Source organism: Pseudomonas caspiana, from assembly GCF_040224095.2.
Taxonomy (GTDB): Bacteria; Pseudomonadota; Gammaproteobacteria; order Pseudomonadales; family Pseudomonadaceae; genus Aquipseudomonas; species Aquipseudomonas caspiana.
In genome coordinates, this window is sequence record NZ_CP167995.1 from 4,908,657 (window position 1) to 4,926,158 (window position 17,502).

Genomic DNA, 17,502 nt, shown 5'->3' on the forward strand with positions numbered 1-17,502 from the left:
CAGGACAAAAGGCGAATCAGGGAATATCGGCCTTATAAAGAAACCTTTTCTTACAACACATGTAGAAACAGTCCGGTTGCTTACCGCTGCAACAGTCCCTAGCATCAGGCTTTGCTCTCAGGTGTCACGCTCCCGACAATGCCATCCCCGCACGCTTTGCCAAGGAATGCACCACCCATCGCGCCGCTGGATACCCGCAGCCGAGTCGAGACCCCGGAAGGTATCGACCTGCTCTTGCGACCAGCAGGACTTGTCCCGCGTGGACTGGCCTTCGCCATCGATTTCAGCATTCGTGCCGCGATCATCGGTGCGCTCTTTCTGATTTTCAGCCTGTTCGAATCGTTTGGCGCAGGCTTGAGCGCTATCACGATGTTCCTCGTGACCTGGTGGTACATGGTGTTGTTTGAAGTACTGAATCAGGGTCGCACACCCGGCAAACAGATCATGGGCCTGCGAGTGATTCACGATAATGGGACACCGGTGGGCTGGACCGCTTCGCTGATCCGCAACCTGTTGCGCTTCGTCGACATGCTGCCATTCGGTTACAGCCTTGGGGCGCTCAGCTGTCTGCAGCATCCGCAATTCAAACGCCTGGGCGACCTGTCAGCCGGCACTCTGGTGGTCTATCAAGACAAGCCGCCCCGCCGCCCGGTACTGCCTCAAGCAACGCCAATCATCGCCCCGTTCGTACTAACCCTCGAAGAACAACGGGCGATTTTGAGCTTCGCAGAACGACAAGCCGAGCTCTCTTCCGAGCGCACACAAGAACTGGCATCCATTCTTGCCGAACCGCTGAACGTCAGCCCTGCTCTGGCAGTGCCACGACTCAACAGCGTGGCCAGCGGCCTGCTGGGGCCGACATGAAACAAAGCCTTTTCGAACTTCGACATCAGGCTGAGTGGCAGCGATTTGCAGAGCGTCTGGGCCGCCTTGAGAAAGGCCGGACGCCAGACGACTCGAACGAAACCTTCAGCCGCGACTATCGACGCATCTGTAATCAATTGGCCATGGCTCAGGAAAGGGGCTACAGCAGCCATGTGGTCGATCCGCTGCAACAGTTGGCCATGCGTGGGCATCAGCAGCTGTATCGCCACCGTCATCCGTTCGCAGCGCAGTTGCTGGGCTTCGTGCTGGCGGGTTTTCCACGGCTGGTACGTGCAGAATGGCGTCTGGTCACCATCGCCAGCCTGCTGTTTTTCGGCAGCCTGATCGGTATGGGTTTGCTGGTGCACGGTTTCCCCGACCTGATCTACAGCGTCATTGCCCCGGAACAAGTAGCGCAGATGGAGAGCATGTACGATCCGCAGGCCAGCCGTATCGGCCAGACACTGGAGCGCGCCGCCGACGCTGACTGGATGATGTTCGGCTACTACATCATGAACAACATCGGCATTGCCTTTCAGACTTACGCGACGGGCCTGCTGTTCGGACTTGGCAGCCTGTTCTTCCTGTTCTTCAACGGGCTGACGATCGGGGCTGTCGCCGGACATCTGACGGGCATCGGCTCAGGCCAGACATTCTGGTCATTCGTTATTGGCCACGGTGCATTCGAACTCACCGGCATCGCCCTGGCAGGTGCCGCCGGGCTCAAGCTTGGCTGGGCACTGCTGGCTCCCGGGGCCCTGCGCCGTGGTGAAGCATTACGAGTGGCGGCAAAAGCCAGTGTGCAGCTTATTTATGGCGTCATCCTCTTCCTGTTGATTGCAGCCTTTATAGAAGCCTATTGGTCATCCATGACCTGGCCGCGACCGACCATCAAATACGCCGTCGGTGCGGCCCTCTGGATACTGGTTATCGCCTATCTGGTTTTCGCGGGCAGGACACACCATGCGCCTGACTGATGCCAGCGTCGCAATCCACCCGCGAACGCCTTGGGAAGCCATAGACCTTGGCGTATTGTTGGCACAGGAGCATCGAGGCTTGTTGATGGCCAGTTGGGCCATTGTCACCTTGCCGATCTTCGCCCTGCTCAGCCTGCTGCTCTGGAATTATCCGAGCATTGCCTTCTTGCTGTTCTGGTGGCTCAAGCCCGTATATGAACGCTTGCCGCTGCTGATCCTGTCTCAGGCGCTGTTCGATCCCGCGCCAAGCCTGAAGGATTCGCTCAAGGGCTGGCTCAAAACATTACGCCCGAATCTTTTCGCGAGCCTGGCCTGGCGCCGATTTAGCCTGAGCCGTAGCTTCATTTTGCCGGTGCAACAACTGGAGCAACTTCGAGCAGAGGCACTCAGCCTGCGCATTGGCGTGCTCAGCCAGAAGGATCAATTCGCCGCCCGTTGGCTGACGGCTATGGGCTCCACTCTGGAGTTATGCCTGTGGACCGGCATGGTCGTGCTGTTTTACGCACTGATCCCCAAACAGGTGGAACTCGACTGGAACTGGTTGCTGCTGCTCGACCTGAACAACGAACTGAACTGGCTGAAGCACCTGAGCAATTTTTTCTATGCGCTGATTCTGGTGGTGTGGGGACCGATTTACGTGTCCTGCGGTTTCACCCTTTACCTGAACCGGCGCACGGTCCTGGAAGCCTGGGATATTGAACTGGTCCTGCGTCGACTGCGTCAGCGGCTTACGGGGAGTGCTTATCTATTGCTGGTCGGACTCGGCCTGACCCTGGTCAGTCCTGCGCAAACAGCGTGGTCCGAGCAGCAGGATTTCAGCTGTCCGATTCCTTTACTGTCGCAAGAGGAAGAAGCGGGTCCGGACAGTCCGCGCCTGGTCAATCAGGAACTGACCAGCACGGCGGCGCGTCAAGAAATCAAAAATCTGCTGCAGCAACCACCGTTCAAGAATCCCAAAACCGTTTCCGGTTGGCGACTGGCAGAAGATCAAAGCACTTCGCAGGAGAAAATCGCAGGCAAAGGCAGCACGTTGTTCGGCTGGCTCAAATGGCTGATGAAATTCGGCAATGTCGCCGCACAGGTCTTCAAGGTTTTGCTATGGGGCATCGTGATCGCGCTGATCGGGGTGGTGATCTGGCGCTACCGGAAATGGCTGGCAGCGTTCGTCAGTCGTCGCGCTCCTCGTGAGAAACAACAGCGCACTCAACCTGAACAATTGTTTGGCCTGCAAGTCAGCGCTGAAAGCCTGCCTGACAACATTGCGGGAAGCGCGGAGCAACTCTGGTCGAGCCAGCCACGTGAAGCGTTGGGGTTGCTGTATCGGGCATTTCTCAGCCGTATGCTCAGCGAATATAGCCTGCCGCTGAAAAACGCTGACACTGAAGGCGAGGTGCTGCAACGAATAGCCACACTTGATCGACCTGATCTTGACGCCTTCAGCCGCGCACTGACGCTGCACTGGCAAAACCTCGCGTACGGTCACCAACTGCCTGCAGCTCATGTGCAGCAGGAACTTTGCGATGGTTGGCGGCGCCTGTTTGATCGGGAAGTACGATCATGACCCGACGCAGTTGGTTATTGATCGCTCTGGCGGTACTGGTCGCGGCCGTCGGAGGGACCTACCTTCTGAAAAATCTCGAGCGCTACGAGGAAACGGTCGATCAAGGCCCGTCCCCCGAAGCCCGAACCAACCCCTGGCTGGCGGCGGAAAGCTTTCTGCGCAGTCGCTCCATCGAGGTAAAAATCGCCGACTCGACCAGCAAGTTGCCCGACGCGAGCCTGGGATCACAAACTTTGCTGCTGCTCGACCATCGCGAAAACATGACCCCATCCCAGGCAGATCAAGTATTGCGATGGGCGCGCTCCGGTGGGCACGTGCTATTCGTCGCAGAGCAACTCTGGGATGAAAAAAAGGGTCGTAGCGGCGACCTGTTGCTGGACCGTTTAAAAATTCATCAGTTGCTCACCAAAGACCTCAAGGCTCAGGATTCCTCGCCAGTCAGCCCGGTCAGCCCAGTGATCCCGCTACGTACTCCGGTACCCAAAGCACCCAAGTTGCCCTGGCCAGATTTGACCCGCCTGTATCTGGAAAATGAAGAAGCGCCGGCCTACATTGGCTTCGACCCCAGATTTCATCTGGAAGACCCTGAAGATCAAGCACAGTCATGGGCAAACAGCGCTGGCGCAACGCACATGTTGCAACTGATCTATGGCGACGGCTTGATCACGGTAGTGACTGATAGCAATCTGTGGAAATCCCGATCCATCGGTCATTACGACAATGCCTGGCTTCTGTGGTATCTGACCCAGGACAGCAAGGTCACGATGGTCATCAAGACACAGCACGACAATCTGTTCAGCCTGTTGCTGCGGCACTTCCCGCTGTTGTTGCTGATGCTGACGCTGCTCATCGGTGCCGGACTCTGGCGGGCAGGCATGCGCCAAGGGCCCGTAGCAGCACCGGTTATCGGCGCTCGGCGACAACTGACAGAACACCTGCGCGCCAGTGCCGAGTTTTTGCGTCAACGTAGCGGCCAGCAAACCCTCTTGCGCAATCTACAAGCGGAAATCCTGCGCCGGGCCCGCATTCGTCACCCAGGTTTTGAAACACTTATGGTCGCCGATCAATGGCAAGTTCTGGCACGCCTGACTCGCCAGCCTACCAGCGTCATCAGCCAGGCCTTACGCCCTCGTCCGGCACAGCGCATGTCCGGCTCCGACTTCACTCGTCAGGTTGCCCACCTGCAAACCATCAGGAATGCCCTATGAGCGATCTTCCCAACGAACCCTCTACCGATTCCGAACCGGTCGTCGAGTTCAACATCGACCCTGCCGCAACGCCCGTGGCCCCCGTCAGCAATCAAGCGCAGCAACGCCAGCGAGCCAGTCAGTTGGCCCAGGCACTGCGCAAGGAACTACAAAAAGCCGTGATTGGTCAGGCTGCGGTCATTGATGACGTACTCACAGCGTTGATCGGCGGCGGTCACGTCCTGCTCGAGGGTGTGCCGGGGCTCGGCAAGACCCTTTTAGTACGGGCACTGGCCCGTTGCTTTGGCGGGGAACATGCACGTATCCAGTTCACCCCGGACCTGATGCCCAGCGACGTCACCGGCCATGCGGTCTATGACCTGCAAACCGAGCAATTCAAACTGCGCAAGGGCCCGGTTTTCACCAACCTGCTGCTGGCCGATGAGATCAACCGCGCCCCGGCCAAGACCCAGGCCGCGTTGCTTGAAGCCATGCAGGAACGGCAAGTGACCCTGGAAGGCAAGGCGATGCCAATCGCTCAGCCATTCATGGTGCTGGCGACACAAAACCCGATCGAGCAGGAAGGCACCTACCCTCTGCCCGAAGCAGAACTGGACCGTTTCATGCTCAAACTGCGCCTGGACTACCCCGATGCTGAAGAAGAGCTGAGCATGGTTCGTCAGGTCACGCGCTCGACCCGCGCCGACATGCTTGATGTGCAACCGTTGCGCGTCGTGCTTCAGGCCCGTGAAGTTCAAGCGCTGCAACGCATCGCCAGTGAGCTGCCGTTGGACGATCAGGTTCTCGACTATGCGGTTCGGCTGGCGCGTGCAACCCGTACCTGGCCGGGCCTGACACTGGGTGCGGGTCCACGAGCCTCGATTGCGCTGGTCCGCGGCGGCCGGGCTCGGGCCTTGTTACGCGGGGGCGAATTTGTCATTCCCGACGACATCAAAGGCTGCGCGCTCGCCGTGCTGCGCCATCGGGTAAGGCTCGCGCCGGAACTGGACATCGAAGGCCTGTCGGTTGATCAGGTCCTCGGGCAACTGCTCGATCAGGTCCCGGCCCCCCGCCTATGAAGCAAATGCTGAAACCATCGATTGCACTCCTTGGCTGGCTGGGAGGCCTGGCGGGGATTGCGCTGCTGCTTGGCGTTCTGTCCGCGCTGGCCATTACTGTGCCCGATGAGGTCAGCACAGTGTTTTACGGGCTGCTGCTGGCCGTGTTGATACTGGCGCTGGTAGATGCAATACGGCTGAGCCGTGCGCCATCCCCTCGCCTGCAGCGTCAGATTCGCGGCAGTCTGGCATTGGGTCGCTGGGCGGATGTGCAGCTGCAACTGAATCACGATTATCCGAACGAAATCACGGTGCAGGTGTTTGACCACTTGCCCGCGGGCTTTGAAGCAGGGCATCTGCCTCAGGCCGTGACGCTGCAGCCCGGTGAGCAAGCCCAAATGGGCTACCGATTGCGTTCGCTGCAACGAGGTTTCTTTGAATTTACGCAGTGTGAAATCGAACTGCCCAGCCCGATGAAGCTATGGCGCACTCGCCGTTACCTGGAATTGCCCGGCAGCACTCGGGTCTATCCGGATTTCGCAAGGATCTATGGCGGCCAGTTGCAGGCTGTTGAGAACTGGCTCAGCCAAATGGGTGTTCGCCAGCGACAGCGCCGCGGTTTGGGGATGGAGTTCAATCAGCTACGGGAATTTCGCGAAGGCGACAGTTTGCGGCAAATTGACTGGAAAGCCACTGCACGTCACAGAACGCCCATAGCCCGTGAATACCAGGAAGAAACTGACCAGCAAATCCTGTTCATGCTCGATTGCGGCCGGCGTATGCGCAGTCAGGACGGCGCACTTTCCCACTTTGATCATGCGCTCAATGCCCTGTTGCTACTTGGGCATGTAGCACTACGCCAAGGTGATGCGGTGGGGCTGTCGACCTTTGCCAGTGAGCAGGATCGCTACCTTGCGCCGGTCAAAGGGCAGCGCCAGTTGAATGTCCTGCTCAACAGCGTCTACGACCTGGACAGCACTCGCAAAAACGCGGATTACAGCACTGCCGCGCGTCAATTGCTGGCTCGTCAAAAGCGCCGGACGCTGGTAGTGCTGATGACCAATCTGCGAGATGAAGATGAGGATGAGCTGTTGTCGGCGGTCAAACTGCTCAGCCAGCAGCATCAGGTCCTGGTGGTCAGCTTGCGCGAGGAGATACTGGACGCCCTGCGGCACACGCCCGTTCAGACCTACGAAGAAGCACTGATGTATTGCGGGACCATCGATTTTTTGAACGCCCGCGCCGGGCTGCATGATCGCTTGAACGCCCACGGCATTCCTGTTCTGGATTCACGCCCGGCAGAACTGGGGCCGGAGCTGATCAGCCGTTACCTGAACTTGAAAAAATCCGGATCGCTGTGAAGGCTCCTTCCCGACATCCGCTATCGCGGAGCGAACACTGAGCTGTAGGAGCTGCCCAAGACCGCGATGGCGGCGTGTCGGGAAAAATGCTTCGCAGCCTTCGGCAACTCCTAAGGGATTCGCGTGAATCAGGTGATTGAGACCACACCGCAGCGAAATACCCTCAGGCCGACGCCTCCATCGGATAAAAACTGAAGTAGTGCCGCAGCGCACGTATCAACTCCGCGTACTCTGGCGGCGACTCGGTCAGTATGAAGCCCGAGTCGTAGCTACCCGGTGTTTCATCCTCATGACACCACACGCAGGTCGCCATCACTTCAAGCGTGACAGGCATTCCGCGCTCACAGGGGACTTGGAGACGCAGCTGGAAATCGGCACCCACCAACATCGGCAAATCGCTGATTAGCATCAAACCTGTTTCGGATACGTTCCCCAAACACCCTAACTGCTTATTGGTATAGCGGTTGAAAACCCGCAGATAGCCAGGCAATTGATGCCGTTCGATCCTTCGCTCTTTCAACATAGATCAGCCGCCATAGGTGACCATTGAGCATGGTCGCGCTAAAACTCCCTAGGTAACCAACACTGCGTGTCGGCACCGTAAATACGAGCAAACCTGAGTTTGTCGTCGCAGAAACGTGACTCTGACCCGTTACAGGCACCACAAGTCACGTACGTCCGTCTGCTTTTCGAAAGACTAGACCAGCTGTCGCAAATAGCCACTCAAAAACGTTACACAGAATCCAAACGGGTGTAATCAGCGCTTTACAGGGGTTACCTGAGCAGTCTGGACCCGGGGATAGTGACCCAACTGCGCCAGGGTCTCCAGACGGGCCCGCGCCCTGAAGGCGTACTCGCTGTAAGGGTACTGAGTAATAATGAACTGATAAGTTTGAGCCGCATCGACGAACAGTTTTTGCCGCTCGAGGCATTGCCCGCGCAGCATTGACACTTCGGGCTGAACGTAACGACGCGATCGGCTTTGACGATCGACCTTGGACAAGCTCAACATCACGGCCTCGCAGTCACCACGATCATACGACCGGTAGGCGCTGTTCAAATTTGAATTCATGGCCATTCGGGTGCAGCCACTGACGGCTGCCAGTAATACTAAAATCATCACGATTCGCATGGGACTCTCCTGTGCTCTGCAATGTATCGACCTGAAACAAGATTTCTTCAAGTGGTTTTGACACCAATCGTCTGACGTTTACCCGCTCGTAAAATATCGCGACAGTGCAAAGAAACATGACTACAGATCAAGACAGTAGTAGCCTCTCGCTGCGCTTCATATAAGGAGTTTATGCATGACCGTTCGCCGCACTAAAATCGTCGCCACTCTTGGCCCTGCCAGTAACTCGCCGGAAGTCATCGAACAGCTGATCCTCTCGGGTCTGGACGTTGCTCGTCTGAACTTCTCCCACGGCACCCCGGATGAGCACAAGGCACGCGCCAAACTCATTCGCGAAATCGCCGCAAAGCACGGGCGCTTCGTCGCACTGCTGGGTGACCTGCAAGGTCCGAAGATTCGTATTGCCAAGTTTGCCGGCAAGAAAATCGAACTCAAAGTCGGTGATAAATTCACCTTCTCCACCGTTCACCCGCTGACCGAAGGCAACCAGCAAATCGTGGGTATCGACTACCCGGATCTGGTCAAGGATTGCGGCGTAGGCGACGAGCTGTTGCTCGACGACGGTCGCGTGGTCATGCGCGTTGATACCCAGACTGCCGACGAACTGCACTGCACCGTGCTGATCGGTGGCCCATTGTCGGACCACAAAGGGATCAACCGTCGCGGCGGCGGCCTCACCGCTCCGGCTTTGACTGAAAAAGACAAGCTGGACATCAAGCTCGCTGCCGAAATGGAGCTGGACTATCTGGCCGTCTCCTTCCCGCGCGATGCCGCCGATATGGAATACGCCCGTAAACTGCGTGACGAGTCCGGCGGCACCGCCTGGCTGGTGGCGAAGATCGAACGCGCTGAAGCTGTGGCCAACGACGAAGTGCTAGACGCGCTGATCCGCGCCAGTGACGCCGTTATGGTTGCTCGTGGCGACCTGGGCGTTGAAATCGGTGACGCAGAGCTGGTAGGCGTTCAGAAACGCATCATCCTGCACGCACGTCGCCACAACAAAGCGGTGATCGTGGCAACGCAAATGATGGAGTCGATGATCTCCAGTCCGATGCCGACACGCGCTGAAGTATCCGACGTGGCCAACGCCGTGCTCGACTACACCGACGCCGTCATGCTGTCCGCTGAAAGTGCTGCGGGTTCTTACCCGATCGAGGCCGTTCAGGCCATGGCCCGTATCTGCATCGGCGCTGAAAAGCACCCGACAGGTAAGACCTCCAGCCACCGCATCGGTCACTCGTTCACCCGTTGTGACGAAAGCATCGCGCTGGCGGCCATGTACACCGCCAACCACTTCCCTGGCGTGAAAGCGATCATTGCCCTGACTGAAAGCGGCTACACCCCGCTGATCATGTCGCGCATTCGCTCCTCCGTGCCGATCTATGCATTCTCCCCGCACCGCGAAACTCAGGCGCGCGCGGCAATGTTCCGTGGCGTTTACACCGTGCCGTTCGACCCAGCCAACCTGCCACCAGGCCAGGTCAGCCAGTCTGCGGTCGACGAACTGCTCAAGCGCGGTCTCGTTGAGCAAGGCGATTGGGTCATCCTCACCAAGGGTGACAGCTACCACACCATCGGTGGCACCAACGGCATGAAAATCCTGCACGTCGGCGATCCTCTGGTCTAAGACCGCCCGCGCAGGAAACAAAAAGCCCCGACTCGCAAGAGCCGGGGCTTTTTTTGTGTTCGGTGACCCAAGGTCCCCCCCAGAGCGCACGAGCATCGCGAGACCGCGATGGCGGTCTGTCTGATAAACCGCTATCGCGGCCTCGCGATGCTCGTGCGCTCCTAAAGTCCAGTGTGTTCTGCGCGAGAGTGCAGTGTCAGGGACACCAGGCAATCTCGCATTTGAATACCTTACTCGCGCCCCACAAACACATCCGCGAGTACCTGATTGCGCGGGATACCCGCCAGATAAAGCCGCTTGGCAAAAGTCTCGACGCTTTGCGGGTTGCCACAGAGCAAAGCCATAGTCTTGCGTGACAGCATGCGCAGATCAGCCAGCATTGCGTCCAGTTCATCAGCCTTCACTAGCTGCACCTGAACACTGCCATGAGTACTCGCCAACTCCATCAGCTCGGCGCGCAAGTAATGCTCGCCACCATCACGCGCCAAATGAATGAGCCTGATTGGCCCTTCATGCTCCTGACGCAACGCTTCACGCAGCACGCCCCACAATGGGCCTAGCCCGGTACCGGCGGCCAGCAACAACAGCGGCCGCTCCTGCCAATCGGGGTCATATTGCAACGCACCACCCCGCAACTCGCCAAGCCCGATGTGCTCATCTATGCGCAAATGCCGGGCTATGTCGGCAAAAGCACCGGCTTGACGACAATCGATATGAAATTCCAGAAAGCGGTCTTCACCCGGCACACTCGCCAGCGAGTAAGGCCGGGCCACGCCGCTGTCAGTCCACAGCACCAGATGCTGACCAGCGCGATAACGCAGCGGGCGTTCCGGTTCAAGCCGTAAACGCAGCACTGTTGGACTGAGCCAGTCACATGCTGCGACCCGGGCGGGCGTCCCGTCACGCAATGGGTCAAAAGCCTGGACGCTCAAATCCTGCGTCACTCGACATTGGCAAGCCAGCCGCCAGCCCTGCTGACGCTTACCGGCATCAAGCGCCTGCGGAAGCGCGTCCGCGGGCTCGCCCTCGATACAGCGCACCAGACAGGCGTGACAACTCCCCGCCCGACAGCTGTAAGGAACGTAGACGCCAGCCTGATTAAGGCTATCGAGTAAATTACTTCCTGCTGCGACCGTCCAGTGACGCTCGCCTACATGCAGTTCAGGCATCCACGTTTTCCCAGCCAGCCACACAACAATTACGCCCTGCACGCTTGGCGCGATACAACGCCTGATCTGCTCGATGCAGGGCGTCATCAAGATTGTCACCTTGCTGCAACAGGGTCATACCCACCGAGAGACTCAGGTTCAAATCAGGCAATGCAGCCAGCTCAACCCGACTGAACGATTCGCGCACACGCTCGCAACAATCGACCAACTGTTGCTCGTTACATAGCGGTATGAACAACACAAACTCCTCTCCACCGTAGCGCGCCAGCACATCACTTTCACGCAGACACTCTTCAGCGTGGGAGGCAAACGCCTGCAGCACCTGATCGCCCGTTGAGTGACCATGGTTGTCATTGATGCGCTTGAAGTGATCAAGATCGATCAAAGCCAGCCCATGGGAAGCGTCACCGCTCAGTTGATTCAATTCCCGGGCCGCCATACGTAAAAAGTAGCGCCGATTGTACAGATTGGTGAGTTCATCGGTCGCGGCCAACTCCTCAAGCTGGGCCATCATCCCGCGCAACGTGTCTTGGTGAGCCTGCAAGGCGTAGCGGCGCTGACGCATCCGCTGACGCTGGGCATACACATAACCGGCAAACAGACTGAGCCACAGCAACATGACGAACAAGGCACTGATTTGCAGAAGCACAGTTCCGGGCTTGTGCATTGTCCCGTTGAAGAACTCCAACGCGTTAATACCAACAAAGCTCAAAAGCACCAACGCCGAACAGCGAGCAAAGACCATCGGCGTCAACTGGAATAGACCGAACAGCAGGATCGGCGCATACACGACCAAAAACACACCTCGGGCACCATCGAGGCAAGACAGCAGCCAGGCCAGCCAGCAAAGCGCTAGCACTACCTGGAGTTCAGTCAGACTCGCATCCTTAAAACGCTGGTTGAATTTGCTCAGAAACATTGCCAGCACGACGAGTTGACTGAGCAACACAGATACGCTGCCAATCGCCGCCACATGAAGGGGCTGGTGAAGTTCACCAGCATAGATAGCCAGCCAGCTCAACAGCATGACGACCAGATACGTGGCTGCCGCCAAGCCAAAGCGCTTCAAAAAAAGAGATTGCATGACTGGGGATATTTCCCGCGGGCTGATCGTGCTCAAAAAGGATTCCTTCCCATAGTGGCACCAGGCCAACAACCTTAGACCCGCATCAAAAAGTTTCCAGCCGACAAAAGGATAAATACGTTCAAACTCGTTCAATTGCAACTGACACCAATAGCCCCCGCGTCCATGCAATACGAAGGCTGGAGGGCGTCTGTGTCAGCAATACCTATAAAATCCGGGGGGTAAACCAATCAGCGGGCAAACATGCCTAAAGCGCAAAACCGATGGATGGACCTGCGGGGATGCGGGTTATACTGCCGCGCCTTTTTGTCGCAGCCAGCCGCGCTGGTGCAGCCATCGGACATCATCTGATCAAACATGGCTCAGACTATATTTTTGAATGTTCCCGTCCTAAACAGAGGAGCGCGCCCCACATGACCGTGATCAAGCAAGACGACCTGATTCAGAGCGTAGCCGACGCCCTGCAATTTATCTCCTACTACCATCCGGTAGATTTCATTCAGGCCATGCACGAAGCCTATCTGCGCGAAGAGTCGCCTGCTGCCCGTGATTCGATGGCGCAAATTTTGATCAACTCGCGCATGTGCGCGACCGGTCATCGCCCAATCTGTCAGGACACCGGCATCGTCACGGTATTCGTGCGCGTCGGCATGGATGTGCGTTGGGACGGGGCCACCATGGGCCTGGACGACATGATCAACGAAGGTGTGCGCCGCGCGTACAACCTGCCGGAAAACGTTCTGCGCGCTTCGATCCTGGCCGACCCGGCAGGTGCTCGCAAAAACACCAAGGACAACACCCCGGCCGTTATCCATTACTCCATCGTCCCGGGTAACACCGTGGAAGTGGACGTGGCTGCCAAAGGTGGTGGTTCGGAAAACAAATCGAAGATGGCGATGCTCAACCCGTCCGACTCGATCGTCGACTGGGTCCTGAAAACCGTGCCAACCATGGGTGCTGGCTGGTGCCCGCCGGGCATGCTTGGCATTGGTATCGGCGGTACTGCCGAGAAAGCCGCGGTCATGGCCAAGGAAGTGTTGATGGAATCCATCGACATCCACGAGCTGAAAAAGCGCGGCCCATCCAACCGTATCGAAGAGATGCGTCTGGAGCTATTCGAGAAGGTCAACCAACTGGGCATCGGCGCCCAGGGCCTGGGCGGTCTGACCACCGTGCTCGACGTGAAAATCATGGACTACCCTACTCACGCCGCGTCGCTGCCGGTGTGCATGATTCCTAACTGTGCCGCCACCCGCCACGCGCATTTCGTGCTTGATGGTTCCGGCCCGGCCTCGCTGGAAGCGCCACCGCTGGACGCCTACCCGGAAATCGTCTGGGAAGCCGGCCCGTCAGCGCGCCGCGTGAACCTCGACACTTTGACCCCGGAAGAAGTGCAGAGCTGGAAGCCGGGCGAAACCGTCCTGCTCAACGGCAAAATGCTCACCGGTCGCGATGCTGCGCACAAGCGCATGGTCGAGATGCTCAACAAAGGTGAAACCCTGCCGGTTGATCTGAAAGGTCGCTTCATCTACTACGTCGGCCCGGTTGATCCGGTGCGCGAAGAAGTGGTTGGCCCGGCTGGCCCGACCACGGCGACGCGGATGGACAAGTTCACCCGTCAGATCCTTGATCAAACCGGCCTGCTGGGCATGATCGGCAAGTCCGAGCGCGGCCCAACCGCTATCGAAGCGATCAAGGACTACAAGGCTGTTTACCTGATGGCCGTGGGTGGCGCTGCGTACCTGGTGGCGCAGGCGATCAAGAAATCGAAAGTCGTGGCCTTTGCCGAACTGGGCATGGAAGCGATCTACGAGTTCGAGGTCAAGGACATGCCTGTCACGGTAGCCGTGGACAGCAAGGGCGAATCCGTCCACGTCACCGGCCCGCAGATCTGGCAGAAAAAGATCAGCGACAGCCTGGCGGTGGAAGTGCAGTAAAAGCCAGCGATGACGCAGTAGTAAGCCTGGATTAAATCCGGCTTACTACTCGTTGTTTTCTAACGGCCGATCATATCCACATGCCTGTATTGCCCGTTTTCCTCGGGACGATAGTTACATTGAGGTACCCACGCTTACGCTCGGTAGCGACGATACTGAAGTGCGTCTTCGGCAAAATCAACCCTTCCACCTCGGTTGGAGACTTAACCTTTAGAGCACCGCCGTGCAAGATAAAAAGTACCGGAGCGGTAGCCTTGATAACCGCAGGGTCGTGATATTTTTCGAGAAATGTCTTGGCCGTTTCTTTATCAGGCGTAAAGGCTGTAAACCCACTGGTTGTCAACTTTAGCCCTTCTTTGAATGCATCTATTTCTTCTCTGGCGATACGTGCTCCGCGATAAAGTACCTCATTAATAGGCTTTCCCAACGAAGCGGTGAAGAGACTCATTATCCCGGCGGGATATGCCTGATACTTCCCCAACATTTTGAGCGCGGGCACAAACTGCTCGTTTTTGCGCACGTGATTAAGCCTCACGGTATGCTCGCCGTTATTCTTGCTTAATTCTTGGCCTGCGGCGGCTTTAGCATCTTCAAAAGAGGGTAAACCTGCGGCGCGCTCGGAGGTAACGCTGCGGGTAGCACTATTGATATAACGAGCACCGGCATTGGTGGACCAAAAGAGATTAAGTCCTGCTTTTAAGTCTTTCGTCATCGCCCTCCGGTCATTTGCCAGTGATTCCTCATGGCCGAAAAAATGAGTTTTCGCATACGTCCACACCGCTTCGGCGTATTTTATGCGACTGCGTTTCAGATCCTTGATTTCGTCGAACATCCAATCAAGAGTCTTGGACTCCTCGTACGGTCTAAGAGATGAAATGAGCGCTTCCCCTGACTGAAACAACCGCACAGCGGTCTGTTGCGCCAGTGCCTTCAATTTGTCGTCCAGCTCGACTGGGGCCAAGCCCTGTGAATCAACATGACCTATCGGATTATTTACAACCATTTGATATAAATTCATCCCCGCCGCGACTCCCGCCGGGTCCGGATTTATCCACCGACACAACCACGGCGCGTAATAGCGCATCCCATAGTAATAAAGCCCTGTTGCATCACGCTCCTGACCTGAATAACGAATCGTTTTGTACTTGGCCTCCACGGCACTGCGCCCCGCCCACCATGAAGTCCCGCCGAAAGGATAATAACGTTCCTGGCTGATCACATTGGCCCTGTCGTCCAGTTCCAGCGTGCTGGAACCCAGATGATCGCTGAGGCTGTAGCGCACTTGGTTATTGGCAATGCCCTCAGGATTGCTGTCCTCCAGCCAATGCAATACCCGTACGTCACAACGGCCGGCTGGTGCGTTGATTACCTGCAGGCTTTCCCCCGTGGCGGTATCGGTACGAAGTTCGAGGCCGGGCAGATAACGCACTTCAGCGCGATGAGTGGTATTGGCGGCCTGGGTTATCCGGACTTTGCGTACGCGCTGACCATTGCCGTCGTAGCAATATACTTCACAGTCATCCTCGGCCTCTTCGCGCTGTACCGGTGTTACTTGTTGCAGTTGATTGCGTACGTCCCACGCAAGCAACTGACCGCGCTGCAGCTCGAGTAGATTGCCATTGGCATCAAACGCCGCCTCCAGTTCTTTTTCATCGGGAACGTGATCACCGACTACCGGAAGGCTGCGATTGCTGTACCGGGCAATGATCATTTGCCGCGTGCACGATTGCGCGCCGACATGGCTCAGGGTGCGTAAGTTACCACCCGCGTCGTAGGCATAATGCTGGGTGTAATGGGCCAATTGATTAGGATCGGCAGGGGATTGGAATAGCGCCAGTGGAGGCCCGCTATCGGCGTCCAATGCTTCACGGCCCGTCGCCTCGATCAGTTGATACAGCGTGTCGTAGCGGTAAGTGCTGACATCCGCCACGGCCTGATTGCGAAAGTAACGGGTCGGCTGCGCGGCATCTTCGATGCGCAGGATATTACCGAGCGGATCGTGCTCGTAGTTCAAGTCTTGCAACGTCGCGCCAGTGGCTTTGCGGGCCGTCAGCCGCTTTAACAAGCCACTGGCCGGGTCATAGGCCGTGATGCTCCGCACCTCATTGCCCGCCGTTTCGCTTTCGACCTGGCCGAAAGCGTTATAACGAATATCGCTGACCAGCACCTGCTCGGCCTGACCTGCCAGTTGCACATGGGTGCTGCGAAGTGCGCCAGCGCAGGTCACTTCCAGGCGTTGCACATTGCCCTGCGCATCGGTCTGGCCGATAGCTTCAGCCCATGGATTGCAGGCGTAGCGCGTTACAGCGCCCGGCACTGGTTCGAGCAATTCATTGCGCGCAGCTTCGCTAACGGGCCAGTCTGGCCGCTCAATAACCTGCAGGAAACGTCTTGTCGTTTGCAGCAACGCCGCACCAATGCTGTATTCCTCAAGCAATTGGCTGCCCGCCGGGTCATCATGACGAGCTAGTCGGCCGCACATGTTATGCGCAACCGCTTGAGCATCGGCAGGCGCGTAGGTAAACCGCTCAATCGCTTGATCCTGTTCAATGATCGCCAACGGCCGCAACAGTGCGTCGTATTGCATAACGCTATGGGTTTCACGCTCGTCCCAGCCCTCAAGCATCTGCCCGGCTTCACCGCTCAAACTCACCCGCCACCCGGCATCCACGCTGTCACTCGACAACAGCGCCCCGCCGAGGCTGAACGTCTGGCTCAGGTTGGCAGGCACATCACTATCAGCTTCAAACAGCGAGAACAAACGCGCATCCCGGCGCACAACTGGACGTCCAACAACATCAAACACCTGCTGCGCAACGCAAACTTCGACGGCATCGCCGATTGCCCGGCGATAAAACTGCAGCCCACGAACGGTCAAGCCACGCGGATCTTGCACCGAAATAACCGGTGTGTGGCGGTGCATAGAGAAATCCGTGCCGGGCATTAAGAGTTAGTCTCCGCTGTTGAGTACCCACCAGAAATCAAACAATAGAGCTTTACCTTTATTTAATGACCTACCAATACGCAATAAGCGTAATTTCCAATTATTCTAGGAGTCTTTTATCCAACCTAACAGATTGTTTTTATGAGTAATCTCTAATAACACCGAGCATTGATGGCACTTCTGAAAGCTAGACGTTTATAGCAAAAAAGGCAGAAGCTAAAATGACTTGAACAAAGCAAGGAGTGCTACGGCGATGAGAACCCCATCTTTTTCTTTATTGGCCACTTTCACGCCGGCTCCGGTACTGAACATTGTTCATGAGGTACTCGGCAAAGCGATCCGCACTTACGTAGACACGGTCCCGTCTGGTAATGAGCCCAGCGCACTCTTCTTCAAGAAAAAAGACTCCGTCGTCTATGTTGACGACGCCTCTAACCCACCGAAACAACTCATGGTATTTGCCGAGAAAACCGGGCTTACCGCCAGCGAAGTTGAAGCCTTGCTGGCCGCGCGCTACAACGCGTCTTACCCGTCGCTGCATATATCTGGCACATAACTCAATATCATCGTGCATATGCGCTACACGGCGTAAAGCGCCGGC

At 57.1% G+C, this 17,502-nt stretch carries 14 protein-coding genes; 9 read left to right on the plus strand and 5 right to left on the minus strand.

Annotated elements, in window-relative coordinates; all coding sequences use genetic code 11:
• The first annotated feature begins 138 nt into the window (after positions 1 to 138).
• From ABRP31_RS22300 to ABRP31_RS22325, 6 genes are read left to right on the plus strand one after another with little or no spacing between them, the layout of a single operon-like run.
• Positions 139 to 864: an RDD family protein gene (locus tag ABRP31_RS22300; protein ID WP_349969713.1), complete on the plus strand. Its 726-nt coding sequence runs from the start codon at positions 139 to 141 to the stop codon at positions 862 to 864.
• A complete protein-coding gene (locus ABRP31_RS22305; protein ID WP_349969712.1) occupies positions 861 to 1,841 on the plus strand; it encodes a stage II sporulation protein M in 981 nt (326 codons plus the stop codon). Before ABRP31_RS22300 ends, ABRP31_RS22305 begins: the two co-directional genes overlap by 4 nt.
• A complete protein-coding gene (locus tag ABRP31_RS22310) occupies positions 1,828 to 3,402 on the plus strand; it encodes a DUF4129 domain-containing protein (RefSeq protein WP_349969711.1) in 1,575 nt (524 codons plus the stop codon). Before ABRP31_RS22305 ends, ABRP31_RS22310 begins: the two co-directional genes overlap by 14 nt.
• Complete coding sequence (locus tag ABRP31_RS22315; RefSeq protein WP_349969710.1) at positions 3,399 to 4,610, plus strand: DUF4350 domain-containing protein; 1,212 nt, start codon at positions 3,399 to 3,401, stop codon at positions 4,608 to 4,610. Before ABRP31_RS22310 ends, ABRP31_RS22315 begins: the two co-directional genes overlap by 4 nt.
• The gene (locus tag ABRP31_RS22320) at positions 4,607 to 5,668 is read left to right on the plus strand and encodes a MoxR family ATPase (RefSeq protein WP_349969709.1); all 1,062 of its coding nucleotides are present in this window, start codon (positions 4,607 to 4,609) and stop codon (positions 5,666 to 5,668) included. The genes ABRP31_RS22315 and ABRP31_RS22320 overlap by 4 nt, the downstream gene beginning before the upstream one ends.
• Positions 5,669 to 5,676: 8 nt before the next feature.
• Entirely contained in the window at positions 5,677 to 7,008 is a 1,332-nt protein-coding gene (locus tag ABRP31_RS22325; RefSeq protein WP_349969865.1) for a DUF58 domain-containing protein, read from the plus strand.
• Between the two features lie 163 nt (positions 7,009 to 7,171).
• On the opposite strand, the gene ABRP31_RS22330 is transcribed toward ABRP31_RS22325, so the two are convergent.
• Both ABRP31_RS22330 and ABRP31_RS22335 read right to left on the minus strand, forming a co-directional pair.
• The gene (locus ABRP31_RS22330) at positions 7,172 to 7,531 is read right to left on the minus strand and encodes a PilZ domain-containing protein (RefSeq protein ID WP_087264792.1); all 360 of its coding nucleotides are present in this window, start codon (positions 7,529 to 7,531) and stop codon (positions 7,172 to 7,174) included.
• A gap of 234 nt (positions 7,532 to 7,765) precedes the next feature.
• Complete coding sequence (locus tag ABRP31_RS22335; RefSeq protein ID WP_087264793.1) at positions 7,766 to 8,140, minus strand: tol-pal system YbgF family protein; 375 nt, start codon at positions 8,138 to 8,140, stop codon at positions 7,766 to 7,768.
• Between the two features lie 175 nt (positions 8,141 to 8,315).
• On the opposite strand from ABRP31_RS22335, the gene pyk reads away from it, so the two are divergent.
• Positions 8,316 to 9,767, plus strand: coding sequence for a pyruvate kinase (pyk, locus tag ABRP31_RS22340; protein WP_087264794.1), 1,452 nt, complete (start codon positions 8,316 to 8,318; stop codon positions 9,765 to 9,767).
• 230 nt (positions 9,768 to 9,997) lie between these two features.
• On the opposite strand, the gene ABRP31_RS22345 is transcribed toward pyk, so the two are convergent.
• Entirely contained in the window at positions 9,998 to 10,936 is a 939-nt protein-coding gene (locus ABRP31_RS22345; RefSeq protein ID WP_349969706.1) for an iron-sulfur-binding ferredoxin reductase, read from the minus strand.
• On the minus strand, positions 10,929 to 12,020 hold the full coding sequence (locus ABRP31_RS22350) for a GGDEF domain-containing protein (protein WP_349969705.1): 1,092 nt from the start codon (positions 12,018 to 12,020) through the stop codon (positions 10,929 to 10,931). The genes ABRP31_RS22345 and ABRP31_RS22350 overlap by 8 nt, the downstream gene beginning before the upstream one ends.
• A 413-nt stretch (positions 12,021 to 12,433) precedes the next feature.
• Here ABRP31_RS22350 and ABRP31_RS22355 point away from each other — a divergent pair, with 413 nt between their 5' ends.
• Positions 12,434 to 13,957, plus strand: a complete 1,524-nt coding sequence (locus ABRP31_RS22355) for a fumarate hydratase (RefSeq protein ID WP_087264796.1) — start codon at positions 12,434 to 12,436, stop codon at positions 13,955 to 13,957.
• Positions 13,958 to 14,027: 70 nt separating this feature from the next.
• Here the strand turns inward: ABRP31_RS22355 and ABRP31_RS22360 are convergent, their stop codons facing one another.
• Positions 14,028 to 16,901 (minus strand): RHS repeat-associated core domain-containing protein, encoded by a 2,874-nt coding sequence (locus ABRP31_RS22360; RefSeq protein ID WP_349969704.1) that lies wholly within the window; start codon positions 16,899 to 16,901, stop codon positions 14,028 to 14,030.
• Between the two features lie 253 nt (positions 16,902 to 17,154).
• Between ABRP31_RS22360 and ABRP31_RS22365 the strand changes: the two genes are divergently transcribed.
• Entirely contained in the window at positions 17,155 to 17,457 is a 303-nt protein-coding gene (locus ABRP31_RS22365; protein WP_349969703.1) for a hypothetical protein, read from the plus strand.
• Positions 17,458 to 17,502 lie beyond the last annotated feature (45 nt).

What these genes read in the sequence shown, in the direction of transcription:
- ABRP31_RS22300 (WP_349969713.1), top strand. Translation starts at nt 139, where the DNA reads ATGCCATCCCCGCACGCTTTGCCAAGGAATGCACCACCCATCGCGCCG.
- ABRP31_RS22305 (WP_349969712.1), top strand. Translation starts at nt 861, where the DNA reads ATGAAACAAAGCCTTTTCGAACTTCGACATCAGGCTGAGTGGCAGCGA.
- ABRP31_RS22310 (WP_349969711.1), top strand. Translation starts at nt 1,828, where the DNA reads ATGCGCCTGACTGATGCCAGCGTCGCAATCCACCCGCGAACGCCTTGG.
- ABRP31_RS22315 (WP_349969710.1), top strand. Translation starts at nt 3,399, where the DNA reads ATGACCCGACGCAGTTGGTTATTGATCGCTCTGGCGGTACTGGTCGCG.
- ABRP31_RS22320 (WP_349969709.1), top strand. Translation starts at nt 4,607, where the DNA reads ATGAGCGATCTTCCCAACGAACCCTCTACCGATTCCGAACCGGTCGTC.
- ABRP31_RS22330 (WP_087264792.1), bottom strand. Translation starts at nt 7,531, where the DNA reads ATGTTGAAAGAGCGAAGGATCGAACGGCATCAATTGCCTGGCTATCTG.
- ABRP31_RS22335 (WP_087264793.1), bottom strand. Translation starts at nt 8,140, where the DNA reads ATGCGAATCGTGATGATTTTAGTATTACTGGCAGCCGTCAGTGGCTGC.
- pyk (WP_087264794.1), top strand. Translation starts at nt 8,316, where the DNA reads ATGACCGTTCGCCGCACTAAAATCGTCGCCACTCTTGGCCCTGCCAGT.
- ABRP31_RS22345 (WP_349969706.1), bottom strand. Translation starts at nt 10,936, where the DNA reads ATGCCTGAACTGCATGTAGGCGAGCGTCACTGGACGGTCGCAGCAGGA.
- ABRP31_RS22350 (WP_349969705.1), bottom strand. Translation starts at nt 12,020, where the DNA reads ATGCAATCTCTTTTTTTGAAGCGCTTTGGCTTGGCGGCAGCCACGTAT.
- ABRP31_RS22355 (WP_087264796.1), top strand. Translation starts at nt 12,434, where the DNA reads ATGACCGTGATCAAGCAAGACGACCTGATTCAGAGCGTAGCCGACGCC.
- ABRP31_RS22360 (WP_349969704.1), bottom strand. Translation starts at nt 16,901, where the DNA reads ATGCCCGGCACGGATTTCTCTATGCACCGCCACACACCGGTTATTTCG.
- ABRP31_RS22365 (WP_349969703.1), top strand. Translation starts at nt 17,155, where the DNA reads ATGAGAACCCCATCTTTTTCTTTATTGGCCACTTTCACGCCGGCTCCG.